The organism is Bdellovibrionales bacterium (genome assembly GCA_016716765.1).
GTDB lineage: Bacteria > Bdellovibrionota > Bdellovibrionia > Bdellovibrionales > UBA1609 > JADJVA01.
On the sequence record JADJVA010000013.1, the window covers coordinates 40,024 to 56,343 of the forward strand.

General features: G+C 44.5%; 18 protein-coding genes. All 18 read left to right on the plus strand.

The genetic code is table 11. The annotated features are described in order from the left end of the window. Positions 1-120: 120 nt before the first annotated feature. Entirely contained in the window at positions 121-1,437 is a 1,317-nt protein-coding gene (locus tag IPL83_08125; protein ID MBK9039113.1) for a hypothetical protein, read from the plus strand. 146 nt (positions 1,438-1,583) lie between these two features. Then, positions 1,584-2,045: a hypothetical protein gene (locus IPL83_08130; GenBank protein MBK9039114.1), complete on the plus strand. Its 462-nt coding sequence runs from the start codon at positions 1,584-1,586 to the stop codon at positions 2,043-2,045. Positions 2,046-2,107: 62 nt separating this feature from the next. Further along, a complete protein-coding gene (locus tag IPL83_08135; GenBank protein MBK9039115.1) occupies positions 2,108-2,440 on the plus strand; it encodes a hypothetical protein in 333 nt (110 codons plus the stop codon). Positions 2,441-2,690: 250 nt separating this feature from the next. Then, positions 2,691-4,937: a hypothetical protein gene (locus tag IPL83_08140; protein MBK9039116.1), complete on the plus strand. Its 2,247-nt coding sequence runs from the start codon at positions 2,691-2,693 to the stop codon at positions 4,935-4,937. Beyond that, on the plus strand, positions 4,934-5,542 hold the full coding sequence (locus IPL83_08145; protein MBK9039117.1) for a hypothetical protein: 609 nt from the start codon (positions 4,934-4,936) through the stop codon (positions 5,540-5,542). The genes IPL83_08140 and IPL83_08145 overlap by 4 nt, the downstream gene beginning before the upstream one ends. Beyond that, positions 5,539-6,933, plus strand: coding sequence for a hypothetical protein (locus IPL83_08150; GenBank protein ID MBK9039118.1), 1,395 nt, complete (start codon positions 5,539-5,541; stop codon positions 6,931-6,933). The genes IPL83_08145 and IPL83_08150 overlap by 4 nt, the downstream gene beginning before the upstream one ends. Continuing rightward, on the plus strand, positions 6,930-7,481 hold the full coding sequence (locus tag IPL83_08155; GenBank protein MBK9039119.1) for a hypothetical protein: 552 nt from the start codon (positions 6,930-6,932) through the stop codon (positions 7,479-7,481). The genes IPL83_08150 and IPL83_08155 overlap by 4 nt, the downstream gene beginning before the upstream one ends. Further along, on the plus strand, positions 7,478-8,161 hold the full coding sequence (locus IPL83_08160) for a hypothetical protein (GenBank protein MBK9039120.1): 684 nt from the start codon (positions 7,478-7,480) through the stop codon (positions 8,159-8,161). The genes IPL83_08155 and IPL83_08160 overlap by 4 nt, the downstream gene beginning before the upstream one ends. Next, entirely contained in the window at positions 8,158-9,183 is a 1,026-nt protein-coding gene (locus IPL83_08165) for a hypothetical protein (GenBank protein ID MBK9039121.1), read from the plus strand. The genes IPL83_08160 and IPL83_08165 overlap by 4 nt, the downstream gene beginning before the upstream one ends. After that, positions 9,111-9,437, plus strand: coding sequence for a hypothetical protein (locus tag IPL83_08170; GenBank protein MBK9039122.1), 327 nt, complete (start codon positions 9,111-9,113; stop codon positions 9,435-9,437). The genes IPL83_08165 and IPL83_08170 overlap by 73 nt, the downstream gene beginning before the upstream one ends. A gap of 344 nt (positions 9,438-9,781) precedes the next feature. After that, on the plus strand, positions 9,782-10,165 hold the full coding sequence (locus IPL83_08175; protein ID MBK9039123.1) for a hypothetical protein: 384 nt from the start codon (positions 9,782-9,784) through the stop codon (positions 10,163-10,165). Then, positions 10,162-10,902, plus strand: coding sequence for a hypothetical protein (locus tag IPL83_08180; protein ID MBK9039124.1), 741 nt, complete (start codon positions 10,162-10,164; stop codon positions 10,900-10,902). Before IPL83_08175 ends, IPL83_08180 begins: the two co-directional genes overlap by 4 nt. Further along, positions 10,886-11,368 carry a hypothetical protein gene (locus tag IPL83_08185; protein ID MBK9039125.1) on the plus strand — a complete coding sequence of 161 codons (483 nt, stop codon included), beginning with the start codon at positions 10,886-10,888 and terminating at the stop codon, positions 11,366-11,368. The genes IPL83_08180 and IPL83_08185 overlap by 17 nt, the downstream gene beginning before the upstream one ends. A gap of 125 nt (positions 11,369-11,493) precedes the next feature. Beyond that, positions 11,494-12,249, plus strand: coding sequence for a DUF87 domain-containing protein (locus tag IPL83_08190; protein ID MBK9039126.1), 756 nt, complete (start codon positions 11,494-11,496; stop codon positions 12,247-12,249). Beyond that, entirely contained in the window at positions 12,183-13,028 is an 846-nt protein-coding gene (locus tag IPL83_08195) for a TraM recognition domain-containing protein (protein ID MBK9039127.1), read from the plus strand. Before IPL83_08190 ends, IPL83_08195 begins: the two co-directional genes overlap by 67 nt. Before the next feature lie 54 nt (positions 13,029-13,082). Beyond that, the gene (locus IPL83_08200) at positions 13,083-13,457 is read left to right on the plus strand and encodes an AAA family ATPase (protein ID MBK9039128.1); all 375 of its coding nucleotides are present in this window, start codon (positions 13,083-13,085) and stop codon (positions 13,455-13,457) included. A gap of 46 nt (positions 13,458-13,503) precedes the next feature. Next, on the plus strand, positions 13,504-13,971 hold the full coding sequence (locus IPL83_08205; GenBank protein MBK9039129.1) for a ParA family protein: 468 nt from the start codon (positions 13,504-13,506) through the stop codon (positions 13,969-13,971). A 240-nt stretch (positions 13,972-14,211) separates the two neighbouring features. Further along, positions 14,212-15,042, plus strand: a complete 831-nt coding sequence (locus IPL83_08210; GenBank protein MBK9039130.1) for a hypothetical protein — start codon at positions 14,212-14,214, stop codon at positions 15,040-15,042. Positions 15,043-16,320 lie beyond the last annotated feature (1,278 nt).

Consider the following 16,320-nt stretch of genomic DNA (forward strand, 5'->3'; position numbering starts at 1 on the left):
GAGAGCCAACGCGGAAAAATATCTTCCAACGCACCGTGCTTGGAAGGTATTCCGTCTTGGTTTTCAACGCAAGGGTGAGCACGTCGTGTTGTCCGATTTTTGGACAAAAAGGGGTGATCTATGCGCGTTTTTTGGAATATTTTCCTTATTTCTTCTTTTTGCCTTGGGTGTTCGTTTAAAAACAATGACCATTCAGAGACTCCCACTCCAATTCAAGCAGAGGCCTTGAGCCTCTCCCTTAAAGTAGATGAAGTCCTTCATGGAGAGATGAAACTAAAAAGAGGGGATTCTATAGGAGGATCGGAAACAGAACTATCGGGCGATAGCTTCTCTCTTCCCTCTCTTGTGCCTGACGAGATGGTGCTGACTCTTTCCAATATTCCAAACTCCTCCATTCACGAGGGTGGAGTGAGGGCTTTTATCAAATACATGGAATCAGAGGCGGAGCTTCCTCTCTCGGCTGTTAAAGTGGTGGCGGGCCTGACACCCGATTCGAAGTCCAATCTCAATCTGGAATTTCATGTTCATGGGCTTAAGAATATTTTTCCTCCCGCGGAATCAAGGACAGCTTCGGTGAGGATTCAGATCAATGGACAAACAGCGCAGGAGGTGAGGGTTCTCAAATTCAATCTCTTAACTCCTCCCAGTCGAATTGAATCAAAGAGCCTCACACCTGAGGAGTTTTCAAGTCTGTCGAAGGAAAATGAAAGTCTTTCGTTTTCTGAGATTAAGTTAATAGAAAAGAGATTTGTTCTATTGAGAGTTCTTCAGATCACCTCATTTGAGGAAAATCCAGTCGAGATCGTCCTCGGACAAAGAAGAGTGGGGTTGATACAAACAAAAATCTATGAAAGGGCTTACCGAGATTTAGGATGTAATTTTGCAGTCGATGAGCAGCATTTAAATATCGAAAATCAAGGGCCTTTTGAGTTGATTCCACTCGGTGAGGAATCCTTGCAGTTTGCCATGGACCGAGTTCAGTTGGGTGAGGGCTTTCCAAGTGATCTCACTTTTCACTTAAAACCTCAGACACCACTGTACGTGGGGCTTTATGGATCAGATCCAAACACTCTCTCTCTCTTTGACCAGGGAAGACCTCAAGACACAATGAGAACATTCAGGGGAGCTACGACTTGCCACGAGGAGTGCGCCAGAGAAGAAGAGAAGTGTAGGCGGAGCCCTGGAAGGGGGATTGATGGAATTCCTCATGAAATTTGTTACAACGTTTGTGCTGAGAAGAAGCTCGTTCGCGATCAGGGTGACATCCTCACAGGCCAACAACTTGAAAGCCTGAAGTTCATTGTGAGTGAATCTGGACTCAATCTCAGAGCTCAAACGACAAAAATACCGTCAATGACAATTGTGGATCAAAGAGCTCTCCCACTACTTTCACACTTTGAATTGCAGGGGATTTGGACTCCGAACAGAAATCCATAAAATAAATAGGCCCTTCTTCATCTCTCCTCTGCCTGCACATATTTGTGCGGAGAGAGGAGTTTTGGAGGAAGGCAGAGTATTCTTTGGACCTTTAATCGATGGGACTTATTTGTGGAGCTTAACATGAAAGCAATGAGACTGATTTTGTGGGATTTTTTTTAAACGCCTGTGCCACTCACAGACAATCGCAGTTGTCTTCAATGGGTGTTGGCGCAATCCTTGGAGGATCTCTTGGAGCCATGTCGGCACCAAAAGATGAGAGTAAACTCACCCATGGAGCTCTTTGGGCGGGTCTTCTCTCCTCAACTCTCGCAATTGCAAGCCTTTATCTGTTTGATAATCAGAAGGCCTCGCAAGACTTCAAAGCCGAATCTGAATCTCTAAAGCTTGAGTTAATGAAGTTCAAAAAATCAGAAGCCCCGAGACTTCTCTCTCAAGGGACGGGGCTTTTTAATCACTCCCTGCCCGATGAAGCGAGAAAACTCATAAGTCCTGGCGAGTGGAAAAAGTACTCCGTCGACCAATGGGTGCAAGACTCTGGAAACCCCAACACTTGGCTGCACTACAACTTGATGTACGAGTTTATTCCTCCGTCTTTAAATCCATAACTTTAGAAAAAAGGAAATCATTCCAAACAGAACAATTTCTCAAATTAGAAAGGAATTCAGACATGAAACATAATCGTTTGCGAAAAAATAAAATAAACCGTGGCTCTGGCTTTTCATTGCCTCATCACTTCTCTCCTCTTTGTCTTCTCGTTTTATTTATTTCTGAGCCCCTCTACGCCAGTCGCCTGAGTCAGGCTGCCAATGTGGCCAATCAGAGTCTTTTAAGTCTCGCTCAGGCCACGAGCGGAATTGCCTTTGCTCTCGGGGCCATATTTTATCACTTTGGTGCTCCGTTTTTGGGAAAACAAATCCTGATCGGTGGAGTCATAGGGCTTGCAGCCACCTTCGGAGGACCTGCCATTATTGAACTTCTCAGGAGTGTTTTTGGTGCCTAATGTAAAAAAACCCTCATTCTCTTTGAATAACTCTAGTGTCTTTTTTGGCCTCAATGAAGTGGACTTCATTTTCCTAGGCCTTTTTTTCTTAGCAGGCCTTGTCGTCTTTAAACAATTTGAGTCCTCAAAGTTTCTGCCCCTTTTTCATCTTTTGATCTGCTCACTCTCTCTTGTCTTCTTAAGAGTCAATTTTCGAAGACACACGGTCAGGGACTTCTTATCACGAATACTCAGTCGGAGGGTTCAAGTTATGTATCCTAAAATCACTCATCAATTCGATCTCAAAGGTCATCGCTTCTGGGTCTTTGAAAACTTAAGTCTGATGACGGCCTTTGAGGTGGATGGAATCGATCCGGAGCGTGACGATCTGGAGGATGTGAGCCGTCTTCTCACCCAATTTGCCCTCTCGCTCGATCCGAAGATCACACTTAAAATTAATCTCAGCTCTCAGTGGGCCTTCTCCTGCAAAGATACCCTCTCTTCATCAAGAAGAGAGGAGCTCTCAGAGATCGGATTCTCACGGGAAAAAATTACGATGAGTTTTGAGACACAAATCGGTGGATTCACTCGGATGATCAAGACCATCTTGAGAAAAAAATCCTCCTCCATTGAGGAGTTCTATGCCCTTTCTCTTCTGGACGGGTTTAATCTCAAACACTTACAAGAAATAGGACTTCAGTGCCTGCCACTTAAAAAGCCTCCCGTTTTCAACGCCAAGGGAGAATTTTTAAGAATACTCAAAGCCGGCATTGAAATCTCGCCCGAGATTCTGGGAATTGTAAAGTTTCACGGGCCAACACCTACGCCCTTAAACCTACGCTCTCTTCACAGTCTCAGACAACAGATCCCCGAGCCCTACCAGATATCTTTGAAAGTCAGAAAAATGCCCTCAAGTCTCTCCGAACTCCTGCTCAGGCGCAAATCCTCTCAGGGCTTAAGCGGAGGAGATAAAATCTCGGCTCAGAAGTATTATGATTCCGAAGATCTCTTGGAAAAAGTAGCCCTTGAAAGGGAGTCCCTATTTAATTACGAGCTCTACGTGATACTTCCTCGAGTCTCTGAGGAGTTAATCAGGGAGGACTCAAAACTCGTCGTGCATGCTCTCAAACCCTTGGGAGCCTTTGCCCTTGAGACCTTCGGAAGCTTTAACTGCTACAAGTCTCTTCTGCCAGGAAGTTTTCATCATTTAAGCTTTAAGGAAAGAGGCGATATTCTTGGCCTCTATTTCCCACTTCTTGGGGCCTGTAAGAAGAGAGAGAAAAAAACTCAAAGTCTCAACGGAATGGATCAAAATGTTGAGAGCAGCCACAGTCTTCTTCTTCACCGCAGAGACCATAGCCTCGACTCGATTGATTTGTTTGATAAACGCTACGATGCTTTCTCCACGATTATCTGTGGAAAAACTGGGAGTGGAAAAAGTGTGCTCACCAATCTCCTCACCCGAGCCCTTCTTCATGACTCGAGAATTCATATTATCAAAGTCGATGTCGGAGGAAGCCATTCCAAGGAAACGGAATCTCTGGGGGGGAGAGAATTTCGGCTGAGCCTTGATCAACCATCTGGGATGAACCCATTTTTGTGTCTCAAAGAGGGGGTTCATGAGTCCTCGATCTCTGTTCTATCAAATTTCCTCAACGTGCTCATGACCGAAGAAGGAGAGATGACTCTCTCCAAAGAACTCAGAGCCGAGGTGGAAAGGGCCCTTTTTCTCTATGCCGAGGGGGATAAGAGAAACAATGGGGAGGCTCTCTCCATTGATGGGTTCTTAAAAGAATCAAAGGATCTCCCGAGAAAATCTCTGCTCTACAGGTGGGCCAAAGGCGGCATCTATCAAAATGCTCTGATGAGTGGGCACCAAAAGGAAGATCCCTCTCGCATTCTCTCTCAAGATGACTGTCGCCTTCGCTATTACAATTTTTCTGATATTCACCAGGCCAGTGACGTTGACTTTGGCCAGGGCGGATTCTCGCTCGTCATGGCTCAGTTTAACCTTGAAATGATCAGGTTAAAGGACAAAAAACTTGTCTTCATCGCAGACGAGACACCTTTTTTCATCAAGCGCTGCTTTCCATTTTTTAAGTTCTCAACGGCTAACGTGAGAAAATTTGGAGGAGCCTTCATTTCCATCAGCCAAAAATCAACAGATCTGATCGTTCAAAATGATCAGGGCATTATTGAGAACAGTCCCAACCGACTTCTCTTTAGCGTTGATGGAGACAGAGGAGAGTTTCAGGAGAGATTTCAACTCTCAAACGACAAGATGAAAGAGCTTGAAAATTTAACAAGAGAGCAGAAGAGGTTTTCAGAGGTGCTCTACCAGGACAAATTTGGCTCCAGGATTTTTCGCATTATCTTAAGCCCCGAGGAGTATTGGAGCTTCTCCAGCACAAGAGAAGACAATCAGAAGATCGATAGTCTCGTGAAATCAGTTCCAAGACTGACACGCCATGAGGCCATCAGAATTCTGAGTTTAGAAAGAAAGGTTCAAGATTCATGAACTTTAATTCTTATAAATCTTCTCCCTTACTACTACTACTGTCTTTTTCCTGGCTTTTATTTCCCTCTAAGGCCTCAGCCTTTTTTGACAAAATTGTCGATACTGCTGAAAAAATAGCCGAGGCCTCGGCTCTTGTCGATGCCACCCATGAACTTCTTCGCACCGTTGATTCAAACCCTTCTGAAAAAACTCTCTCACAACTGGATCAATCCCTCATTGAGCTCTCAGCTTACCTCGAAAAAATCGAGGGCAAGACTCAGACCGCCGTCTGGGCCAAGAACGAAATAGAAGCCCTGATGAGGGCTCCAAAACTGTCAAAGATGACTTTAACTGACAGTATCAGGTCTTCGAGTGAGTACTTGAAGAGAGTGAAGCGTCTGTTCTTGGCACTGGCCAGTTTTCCAAAAGCGGCCTCGGCCTACGCTCAAGCAGAGACTGTCTTCACGCTCCAGGATCAGTTAAAAATCCAAAGATCCTCACTCGCTATTCAGACCGAGATTCTCACCGAACTAAAGCTTCAGATAAGAAGATCTGAGATCGAGTCGAGAAGCTTTGACGAATTGATGACCCAGGAATTCATCAAACGACGGGGAGTTCAGCCATGAGCTTTGAATTCACTCAAAAAATGAGCGGCGAGGTATTTCGAGAGACCAAGAGCTATATCATCCTGATTTTTCCAGTGCTCTTCTTTTTGAGACTTTTATATCTCAACATGACGGCGGCCTCGGCCCGAGACTATGGAGATCTGCTCAAAGGAGCGGCCCTCTTTCTGGCCCTTCTTCTCTCCTATGAATATCTCCTTTCCTTAACTTTTGATTTCTCAAGAGCTTTAGAGGGCGACATGAGCGAGCACGCAAGAGAGAGAGTCCTGTCTTCACAAAAGAGTCCCATTCCCACACCCGGTCTCTCCATGATCCGAAAGACTCTGGGTCTACTCAGCTCAATACTCTATTATTTGGCTCAAGGCCTCTTCGTCATAGCCCTGATATTTATGTCAGCCCTTGCCCCGATAGTTTTTCTCTTCGGCACAGTTTTATCCATGCCGTCCCTCATCAAGATCTTCTTTTTTCTCATTCTCATCGGCTCTTCTTGGCCCCTGATGTTTTCTGTTTTTGACCGCGTAGGCGGAACCTTGATGCAAAGTGATCTCAAATCAGAGAGTCTCATCTTCTCCTGGGCCATTGATTTTCTCATTGAACTGTTTAAGATCATAGGACCTCTTTCCTTCTGTAAAATTCTTCTTCAATCTCCATTCGGAAGCTCCGCCCTCTCTTCTCTCTCGTTCGGAGCAAGATCCGCTGGAAGAATAGCCGGGGGCTTCGGTCACGCATCGGCCTATTGCCTCCCTCCTCAAGGTCAGTCTCTAAAACAACGATACTCCCCTCACCGCTCTCCCGCACGATTGGGGCACGGGGGTTCCAATGGGTCAGCACCCTTTGGGTCGAGAGCCATGGGATCGAGATCCCTCGGATCAGGATTCAATAGACCCAAATCTAATGGATCGGGACCAATTGGTATTGGAGTCAGTCAAAATGGACGGCACATGGATCAGCCGGCTTGCTCGATGGAATCATATGAACGTCTGTCAGAGGATGATTCTTCACCCTTACCCTACTACTCGAGATTCAGAGGCTCTGCGGATTTAGGAAAAGGCCCATCAAGTCCGACAGCCTCTCACTCATCAAATATGACTTCCCACAAAAAAGGCAAGCTTGGCAAAAGCCCCGAATCATCGAGTGGAGATCGTGGATTTAATGTTTCGAAGTCAGATCATGGCCTGGCACAACTTTCAGAATCAAAAAGAGAAATCAGTGGCGCAGCCTCTTACCTGTCAAATCATTCTGATTTGACAGGTCCTATTAAAAAGAAAAACTCCAATTCGCAGATGTCTTCTCCTGCCTCTCAGTCCAATCGAGGATTCAGGAATCAGGCGCTCACGGATTCACATTTCGAAAAGAGAGCGAGAGAGACAATGAAAGAGAGGACTCGGACATGAAACTTGCCTTTGAAATCCTTAAAGTTCATCTGTTGAAATCATTTCTTTTTCTTAGCCTTTTTTGTTGGGCCTCTTTTGCCACTTTTCAAGCAATCAAAAATCAGGGAAAAACTCTTCTGATCGGCATTGACTCAAACGGTACGAGAATCATCACAAGCCAAGATGACCCACTGTTTAAGACCGAATTGATCTCGTTTTTGAAACACTATTTCTCGAAGGCCTATAATTTCTCTGCTCAGGATTTCTCTCAAAACGTTGGTGAGGCCACAAACCTCATGTCAGAAACCTTATGGAGGAGTGAGGGTGAAAATATTCAGAAACTAAAAGCACTTGTTGAAAAGTCAGGTCTTCTTCAAATAGCGAGACTCAGACAGCTCAATCAGGTCGAAAAGGATACTTTTCAAGCTCTGCTCCAGATCGAGCAAAAATCCCGTCTTCAGGTCGAGAGCTTTGAAATGAAGGTCACGCTTAAGATCGAAAAGGTGGAGAGAGCAGAGCTAAACCCCTGGGGCATGGAAATCACATCTATCACGGAGGAAAAACTATGAGGTTTATGGCCCTTTTTCCCTACAGATTCGTGCATATTTCGAGTGTTTTTATGTGTTTTTTGCCCAGTTTTTGGGCCTCCTCCCAGCCCAGGATATCCTCTCAGTTCTTTGACCGCTCAAAAGTTGGCTTAATCTACATCAGACCCGGACTCTCAAGTCTCATTCAATTTCCCTGCGAGATTGACGAAGCCAAGGTCGGATTAAAATCAAGCCTCGATGTCCAGATTTCAAAAACCCTTAAGTCCGAGCTCGTCTTGTCGGCAAGAACAAACCTCGCTGATCCCACAAACCTCATCGTTCGCTGCTCTCATGGACTTTTTGTCTTTGACGTCATTGCCAATCAGAAAAACCACCAAGACGTGATCCGAATTCTCGGCGGAACCAAAGGACCTGTGTTTTTTGAAAAGTCTTTAGATCAGATGGATCAAAATGGAGAGCGCCAAGACGGAAGTAAAATCAAAAATCAATTCCAGGCCAAAGACAAAAGCCCAACAGCTGCTGAAATCAAAAGATCTCCCTCTCTTTCTGAAATACTCAAGAAAACAGCCAAGCCCATAGGACAAGTCTCAATCCCGTCAGGCGAAAAAGATCAGACCCTTGTCCCCCCATCCAAAACAAATTGGCAATCTCAATCAGCTCGCAAAACCCCAGCCCCTACAAAAAAGGACAACATTAGATGAAGCCAATCGCACTTCTCTGTTTATTTCTATTTCTTGAAAGCTTTAAAGCTTTTGCGTCAAATAAAACTCTCGATGGCAGTCCCCTCATCGTACTTGAGGATCCTTCTCAAAGTTCGGCTCCAAAAAGTGGAGATGGTCTTCAAGAAGAAAAGCAAAACGAAGACAGCTTAAGTCTTAAAATAAATCCAAAAACAGAAACTATAGAAGCCGTTAAAAAAAGTCCCCTCAGTTTCAAAAGGGGGAATTCTAAAGCTCGCCCCCCTTTGAACTCATCAAGCGGCTTGACCTCAAATCTTCCGGCCCATTACTTGGTGAGTCACTTTTCAAAACAAACGTATACCGAGAGCTTCACACTTCTTCCCACTGATTCTATCAAAGAGAAGCTGAAGTCCATCAGGCCAGGAGACATTCTTCGAGCTCAAGTCGAGCACTCAGTGATCGCCTTTGCCGATGAAAAGGCACCCGTGATCGCTCGGATCATTTCGGGAAGTCTTGCCTCATCAAGACTTGTCGGATTCTCGCGCCTTGAGTCCAACTCAAATCGAGTCTTCATTGATTTTGAACTGCTCTCTCCAAAATCCAAGACCTCTTCTTTTTCCTTTAAGGGAACTGCTCTGACCGATCTCGGCACACCCGGCTTTGAGGGAATCTATCATTCAAAAGAGGCCAAGTATTTTGCGGGTGATTTTATCTCTACTTTTATGGCCGCCTATTTTGACGCCCAGGTTCCAAAATACACGAACCCATTTGGAGGAACAATCGAGGACACCTCGATGAACTCCGCTACAAAAAAAGCTCTCAGCCAAAGTGCCATGAGCTCGGCTGAGAGGTTTCGAGAAAAGCTTAAAAAGTTTCCCGAGTTCTCAGAGCTCAAAGGTCCCTTTGAAATTCAAGTCCTCGTTCTTGCCCCTGCCATTGAAAAACTAACAATCAACAAAAGGAGTCACAAATGCCCGTTATCAAACTCAACCCGGAAGCTGGAAATCGAATCAAGTTTTTCAAGGAACACGCCAAAGGCTTAGGCCTGAGAAGTTCTGATTGGACAAAAATTATCTCCCAACTTCTCCTCCATGAAAAAGAGGACGCCTGGTGGAAGCTCATCAACCGATATGCCGAGGAATCTTTTCTGATCGGAAAGGCCATTTCAGATCCCGAGGTCAGAGGAAAACTTCTGGGGTTGGTGAAGTCCTCGCCTCCCAGATCGAGGTTGATAGAAAACAAAGACCACCAGATCGCTCCGGAAATTGTCTTAAGAAAACACGGCGAGAGGCTATGAAAATAAAGAGCCTCTTTTTTTCTCCCTGTACCATTGCCTGTACCGCGACCTGTACCGCTGGGTGTACCGCGACACCATAGCTCAACGGTACAGGCAACGGTACACCCGAGGGGGAGTTAAATTATTGAAATGAATGGTTTTGGGCTCTGGCTATGTACTTCGTCCATTTTGTTGACCACCCACCCCCAACAAGTAGTTGAGGTCGGGTGGTCAACAAACCGCCAGAGCCCATTTCGGACGAAGATTTTGAAGTCAGATGAAGAGCACAAAAAAAGAGATTGGAGGGGGTGCAACATGAGGGGAAGAGAAACGGCTGATCTAAAGAAAAGGGAGAAAGTGTGATCGTGAATTTTATCAAAAAATCAGTTGATAGAGAGTATGAAATCCAACCAATTCCTCTTCAAAGATTTTCGAACTCTCTTTACGTTTTTGGTTACGGTTTAGGTTACGTTTTAAGGCTTCAAAAAATCACAGGTAAAACGTACCCTCAGACGTACCCCTCAAATTCATATCCCATTGAAATGAAATGTATTCTTGGCTCGGGCTTTGGCTGTAGCCAATCTCAAGACCACCCACCCCCAACGAGTAATTGGGGTCGGGTGGTCTTGAGAACGCCCGAGCCATTCGGAAAGGTCCAAAGGATTGGAATAATAACAGGGGCTGAGGTCAGAGAAATGAAGAGTATTTTTGAAGCCAAGATAGGAAATGATGAAAGGGAGAAAGCGTGAAGTCGCCAGAGAGATTTTTTAAAGAGCCCATGTCGCTGACAAAAAGAGATCTTCATCTGCTTGAGTTCTTAAATGAAATGGGGCCCATGGGAGTTGAGCCTTTGGCCTTTGCCTTCTGGGGACAGGACTGCTGGGAGACGAAACTCAAAAATTCAAGAGCTCGCATCAATCGCCTCAGAACAAATGGACTCATCGAGGCCATTGTTTTTGGGAAGAAAAATCTCTTCTATCGAACAACGCCCATCGGAGTTTCAGCTCTTAAGTGGTACCGCCCGGAAGTCCGCCAGCTCAAACCAACAGCTCAATTTTCATTTAATGTAAACCACTCGGCCCTTGTCGCCTGGACCAGAGTGAAACTTGAACAACTCTCGATAGCCAGTTTTTGGAGATCCGAAAGACGGCTCATCAGCGAAGACCTTCCGATTCAGAGAAAGACCTTGATGAGTAAAATGAAGGTCTTCATCCCTGACGGCGTCTACTCAAACTCATCCGAAAAAAACGTGATCTTTGAAATGGAGCACTATCCAAAATCTCCCTCTCAGAGAAAAACCAGAGTCTCGCAAATCAAGGGGCTATTGACCTACCTCCCCGCTCACTACCATCAACTTCACATCGTCTGCACATCCCAAATTGTCGCAGAGAGTTACAAGACAATGACTCAGGGACTTAAATCTGAGGTTCAGTGGATAGGAGAAATTTTTAATCAAAGGGAGCTTCAGCATGTCCTCAAAAAATAGGATGAATGAAAACGATCAAAATGGAGTTCTCATTGTCTCAGGCAGTTTGGGTGGAGTTCTTCTTCTTTTAAAAGTAGCCAAACTCTTGCCCATGGTTCTCTTAGGCCTTTTTTTTGGCCTGGTTTTAACTGGAGCCTGGGGACTTCAAAAATCCATACGGGTAAAGTGCTTCATCTTTTTTTCCAACTTCATGGTCCCCTTATCACTCGTGATTTTCATCTTTGGATTTCCAACGCATGGTCACATCTACTGGGGGATCTTTGAGTATCAGTGGGGAATAGATCTCTTCCACTGGGGAGCCTCGTCTTATAACAACTGGATTGAGACAGGACCATTTTTCGGATGGATCAAAAAATTCCTCAAATTGAAGTCCTTCTCCACAGTTGATGTCCAGCTCTACTTGTTAAAGATTTTTCTCATAGGTCTTTTGTCTCAACTTGGATTTCTCTTCCTCAACATCTTTTGAGAGGGGCACTGTCGAAAAACCTCATGGCCCCTTTGGCCGATGGGTTCTATCAGTGCCTAAAGCCCCTTCTCGATTCTGTTTTCTTGAGGTCCTTAAAGCTGGACACTCCTCAAAGGGAGAGTTTTTTGAAGGTAGGATTTTCAGGTCTATTTATCTTGTCAGGCGTTTTTGAACAATTCTCAGACGTCGCTCCCATGATTCAGGCCGCAGCTCTCCCCTATTTCCTTTTCCCACTGTTAGGAGTCTCCATTCTCCACATGTCTCCCCTTTTGGCGAAAGCCATTCTTAAGGCTTCAGAAGATCGGATTCCTCTTGAGGACGAAATTTTGATCGGTCACAAAATTGGAAACAAAAATGAGCCTGTCTATTTAACCAAGGCCAATCTCAATTATCATGTTCAGCTCATCGGCGGCAGTGGTGCTGGAAAAACCACCTTGATTCAGGTCATTCTCAAAAGTCTGATACCAAAAAAAATGGGCATCATCTTTGTCGATCTCAAAGCCGACTTTGATACGATTCAATGGATCAAAAATGAAGCCCAAAGATCTGATCGATTGAAAGATCTCGAATTCTTCTGTCTCACTCAGCATAAAATTTCAAAGCCCTACAATCCCATCAAACACGGCACACCTCAGGAAATTCTCTCTCAGATCATGAACTCACTCGATTGGTCTGAGGAATATTATAAGAAAACCGCCTCCCGAGCTCTCTCAGATCTTCTCTTAGCTCTTTGTCAAATCAGAGATCAGGAGGTGTTCCATTCACTCTCTCAGATTTGGCTCACTATCTCTCTCATCCTGATGAACTTGAAACTTTGGCCGTCTCTGAATTTTTGGACAATGAAACAAAAGAAACTCTCAGAAATAGAGCTGAGTCCCTAAGAGAAAAAGACGGATCGCGGCAAATTTCAGGACTTCTCTCCGATCTTATCAATATATATAGATCCTCAGCCGGCCCCCTCATCGGAAAAGAATCTCTCTCCCCTTCAGCCATTGATCTGAAAGAGACCATCAAACAAGGCAAAATCACCTACTTTCTTCTCAACTCCATGGCCGACAAAGCGTCTTGCACCCAACTTGGAAAATTAGTTCTTCAAGATCTCATCAGATCCGTAGGTCAAATCTATGACGAGGTCCCTGAAAAAGATCGACACCCCTGTCTATTAATCGTCGATGAGTTCGCAAGCTTTGCCACAGACAATTTCATCGATCTTCTCAATAGAGCCAGAGGAGCAAAACTTGGAATCATGGTGGCCCACCAATCCCGAGGATCTCATGAAAGTCTCCCCACTTTTTGTGATCAATTAGAAAGAAACTGCAATACCAAACTGATTTTCGGAACCGACAGCCCCGATGACGCCGAGTACTTTGCCTCCATGGCCGGAACTCGAAGCATACAAAAATCAACGGTGCGTTATAAACAAGGACTACTTTGGGATCAAAATACAGGTGAAAAATCAGTCAGGGACACTGAGGAATTTGTCGTGCACCCAAATCAAATCCGACAACTCGGACAAGGACAGGTGTTGAAGATTTCGCGATTGCTAAGTGCCGAGGTTGTGATCACCAATGTTACCCCACCATCAGATAACGCTGCACGACCGAAGAATAGTCTAGGAAATTTTTTACTTCACAAACTTTTTTTTGTTCGCTTAAATTAGATAAGGTTTAAGTATTCAGATAATAAACGATACGAACTTCAACTGGAGCTTTTTATGACGCCTAAGATGACCGCTAAAGATGCCGCAGAATTTCTTGGGATATCTCTTCAAGGGATTAACAAAGCCTTGAAATCTAGAGATGTGACCTTCAAGAAATCAGCTAACAGAATATACTTCAGTCATGATGCAGCAAGAAAACGTTTTCAGCTGCCCGTAAAACAGAAGACCCTTGCGTTTCAAGTTGTAAAAGGTGGAACCGGAAAAACTGCAATTGGGCTAAACGTGGCGATAAGAGCGTCTCTGTACGGTCTACGAGTGCTCTGCATTGACATTGACCAACAAGGAAACCTTACGAATCTTCTTGGAATTGACGGTGAAGAATACAAATGCATGTTTGATGCTCTTACCGATCCAAAATTAGTTTTCTGATCTGATCATTTCAGCTCTTCCAGGTATCGACCTTGTTCCGAGCAACTTGGATAATGCTCTCCTTGAAAATACATTGGTTATAAAAAAAATTAGACTCGATAAGGTATATGAGCAAAGAATCAAAGATGTTAAAGATCAATATGATCTAATAGTCCTTGATTGCCCTCCGGCACTAGGCGCTAACAACGCGGCCGCTGCATTAGCTAGCGACTTGGTTGTGTGCGTGGTTGATCCTGATAGCAATGCTATAAAAGGATTGCTGTACTCGTACCAGGAAATAACCCGTCTGGCAGAGGATAACGAACGAACCATACCTGTAAAAATTGTCCTCAATAAGTTTGATAAAAGAACAAGTCTTTCACACGACACGTTGGAAAAATTGATCAAGCATGAGGTTTTTGGTCCCATGCTTTACAAGTCATATGTCGGCACAAATCAGCAAATTCCAAATGCTAGCGCCAGCTTAACATCGATTTTGACTCACTCAAAGACTCTAGCGCTAAGGTGGACATAGATCTACTCACCAGAGAGATTTTGGAATTAGACCAAGCATTGGTACGCCGTAACCAAGAGAGGGAGTCAAAACCAAATAGTACCGGAGAGGCATCGGATATCATTTCTAACTCTTCAACCAATTAAACACACACCGAGGAATTTAAAATGCCAAGAATCGTTGAGGGTGAATCAAAATTAGGCCTGAAAAAGACGAACAAGGAGAGACGCAGAGCGTGGGCTTCAATTGACGATGCCCTAGATGAGGCTTGCCGGTATTGATCACAAAAAAATTGAGAACAAAAAAACACATAGTGAAGTTAATCTCCAACCGCAAAACAACATTGATTTTGACAAGAGTCATTTAAATGAACGAGATTTGGCTACATCAGGAGCAACGCAATCCCCTGCCGCTGCTATTGACGAAATCAACCTGGATGATTCTCGAAACGCCAGACCATTTCAACCCGGTTTTAACCCGGTTGAAACCGGGTTTGATAACGCGGTTATACATGACTCGATTGGAGGTAAAAATCAGTCGTCTCATGATCAGAATCAGAGGCCACGTATTAGCCAGACTCAAATTCGAGAAAAAACGATTAACCCGGTTAAACCAGATCTAATTAACCCGGTTATCAATGTGGTAGCTTCTAACTCTGCAGAAAATGAAACCTCACCAGAAGGTGTCTATATTTCATCTGAAATCAATTTACCTGAAAAACCTACCTCCAAGTTACAAAATCCATCAAATAACCCGGTTAAACAACCCGGTTACAACCTGGTTGAAAAAAATGGTGTCGCCAAATTGAACGAGCTATTAAACCACCCGCCAGATCACCACATCAGAAAAAACTCAGCAGAAAGAAACCAGAACCATAATGGCGAACGACCAACCAGGTTACAACCGGGTTGCATAACCAGGTTACGAATAAGCCCAAAAATGTCATATACAGAATCTGACTCCAAAATGAATATTGAACCCGGTTACAACCCGGTTCAATACCAGGTCGAGATCACCGCCATTGACAGGTATCAAACCCGGTTACTCGCAAACTACCCACGAATTTCAAAACCAGACCGGCTTTCTTCTTGAACGTAACCTGTGCTCCATCAGCAGGCATTGTCTGACAATATTTGATTTTTCTCGTGGAGACCCTCGGCGGAGGATGGACTCAACCATGTTGAAACCAGCTATCAATTTTAGAACAAATTCTACAAATACCCTTTGAATCCGTGAGGTCATCATTTAAACGACTCATTGCGGCTCAATCTTCTTCATCCAATATTCCTCTCGCAAAAGGCGGTCGAGGCGCAATAAGGGAAAATTGAAATATCTAAAGAAGTTATGGCTGCCTATATGAAATTAACAATACTCAGAAGAGAAGGAAGAACTCTATCTAGCAGTTGATAAATTGGGTGTAGATCGAGGACAACACCCCCAGTTCTTACCGGGTTCAACACCAGCCGAAAGCCCCTCTAGTAGTAGTAGTGATATTAATAATAAGAATACTACTAATACTATCGGCCCTGAATCCAAGCGACAGGACCTCCCCCGGAGACTGGCTTCAGATCCAAACTCCAGAGAATGTGAAGGCCATCGGTTTTGGTCAAACTCAAATCAAACAACTCTTCCAACTGGGTACCTTATCCGCATCAGAGGTTTAAGGAGTCGCTGGAGGCTTTTGCTTCGATTTTAGATGTCGGAGGGATCAGCAGACATGGATCAAAGCTTGCCTTTCTGATGGGGCATTCTCAAACGTTCTGGAGCCTACATTTCTGAAGGTCTGGTCAACGAGCTCCAAGGTCCAGGTGGAAAACAACGAGCAGCGAAGGAGAGGAGATGGCGGATCTCAAAAGCGCAAAGCTCAGGACAAGCTCACAGCTAAAAGCTCAGGAGATCGCCTCTCACATGACAGAGAGGAGAAGCTTTCACTTGTTCCTGCATTCGGACTGGTCAAGATGGGCAGCGTTTCTCATGAGAGGCTCGTGATGGCCAAAATTGGTTGAGGACTCTCTAAATCTTAAAAAACTACCCCCGGATCAGGTAGGGGACAAAGGGATCCAGTTTTTATGGAGGGAGGCAAGGTGGGTCAGTTTTGCAGAAAGCGATACAATTCAGAATATTACCTTCGCAACAAAGAGCGAATCAGAGAATATCAGCTCAAGGACAAGACTGAAATTCAACCCTCAATTGTTGAATCCCAACTCTCCTTGTTTGAAATTCAACGTGGTCCTCAAATCGCCGTCAACCTCGGAGTCAAACTTTCAAATTTGAGTTTCTTGTTGCTCCTCTCCCGATCTCCTTATTGCTGGAATCACTTACCTTTTTACTCCGTGAAGCAGTTGAATTTATCAGTCAAACAATTCAAAC

Excerpts from the sequence above, each read along its gene's own strand:
- IPL83_08125 (MBK9039113.1), top strand. The coding sequence starts at position 121 with ATGCGCGTTTTTTGGAATATTTTCCTTATTTCTTCTTTTTGCCTTGGG.
- IPL83_08135 (MBK9039115.1), top strand. The coding sequence starts at position 2,108 with ATGAAACATAATCGTTTGCGAAAAAATAAAATAAACCGTGGCTCTGGC.
- IPL83_08140 (MBK9039116.1), top strand. The coding sequence starts at position 2,691 with ATGTATCCTAAAATCACTCATCAATTCGATCTCAAAGGTCATCGCTTC.
- IPL83_08145 (MBK9039117.1), top strand. The coding sequence starts at position 4,934 with ATGAACTTTAATTCTTATAAATCTTCTCCCTTACTACTACTACTGTCT.
- IPL83_08150 (MBK9039118.1), top strand. The coding sequence starts at position 5,539 with ATGAGCTTTGAATTCACTCAAAAAATGAGCGGCGAGGTATTTCGAGAG.
- IPL83_08155 (MBK9039119.1), top strand. The coding sequence starts at position 6,930 with ATGAAACTTGCCTTTGAAATCCTTAAAGTTCATCTGTTGAAATCATTT.
- IPL83_08160 (MBK9039120.1), top strand. The coding sequence starts at position 7,478 with ATGAGGTTTATGGCCCTTTTTCCCTACAGATTCGTGCATATTTCGAGT.
- IPL83_08165 (MBK9039121.1), top strand. The coding sequence starts at position 8,158 with ATGAAGCCAATCGCACTTCTCTGTTTATTTCTATTTCTTGAAAGCTTT.
- IPL83_08170 (MBK9039122.1), top strand. The coding sequence starts at position 9,111 with ATGCCCGTTATCAAACTCAACCCGGAAGCTGGAAATCGAATCAAGTTT.
- IPL83_08185 (MBK9039125.1), top strand. The coding sequence starts at position 10,886 with ATGTCCTCAAAAAATAGGATGAATGAAAACGATCAAAATGGAGTTCTC.
- IPL83_08200 (MBK9039128.1), top strand. The coding sequence starts at position 13,083 with ATGACGCCTAAGATGACCGCTAAAGATGCCGCAGAATTTCTTGGGATA.
- IPL83_08210 (MBK9039130.1), top strand. The coding sequence starts at position 14,212 with ATGAGGCTTGCCGGTATTGATCACAAAAAAATTGAGAACAAAAAAACA.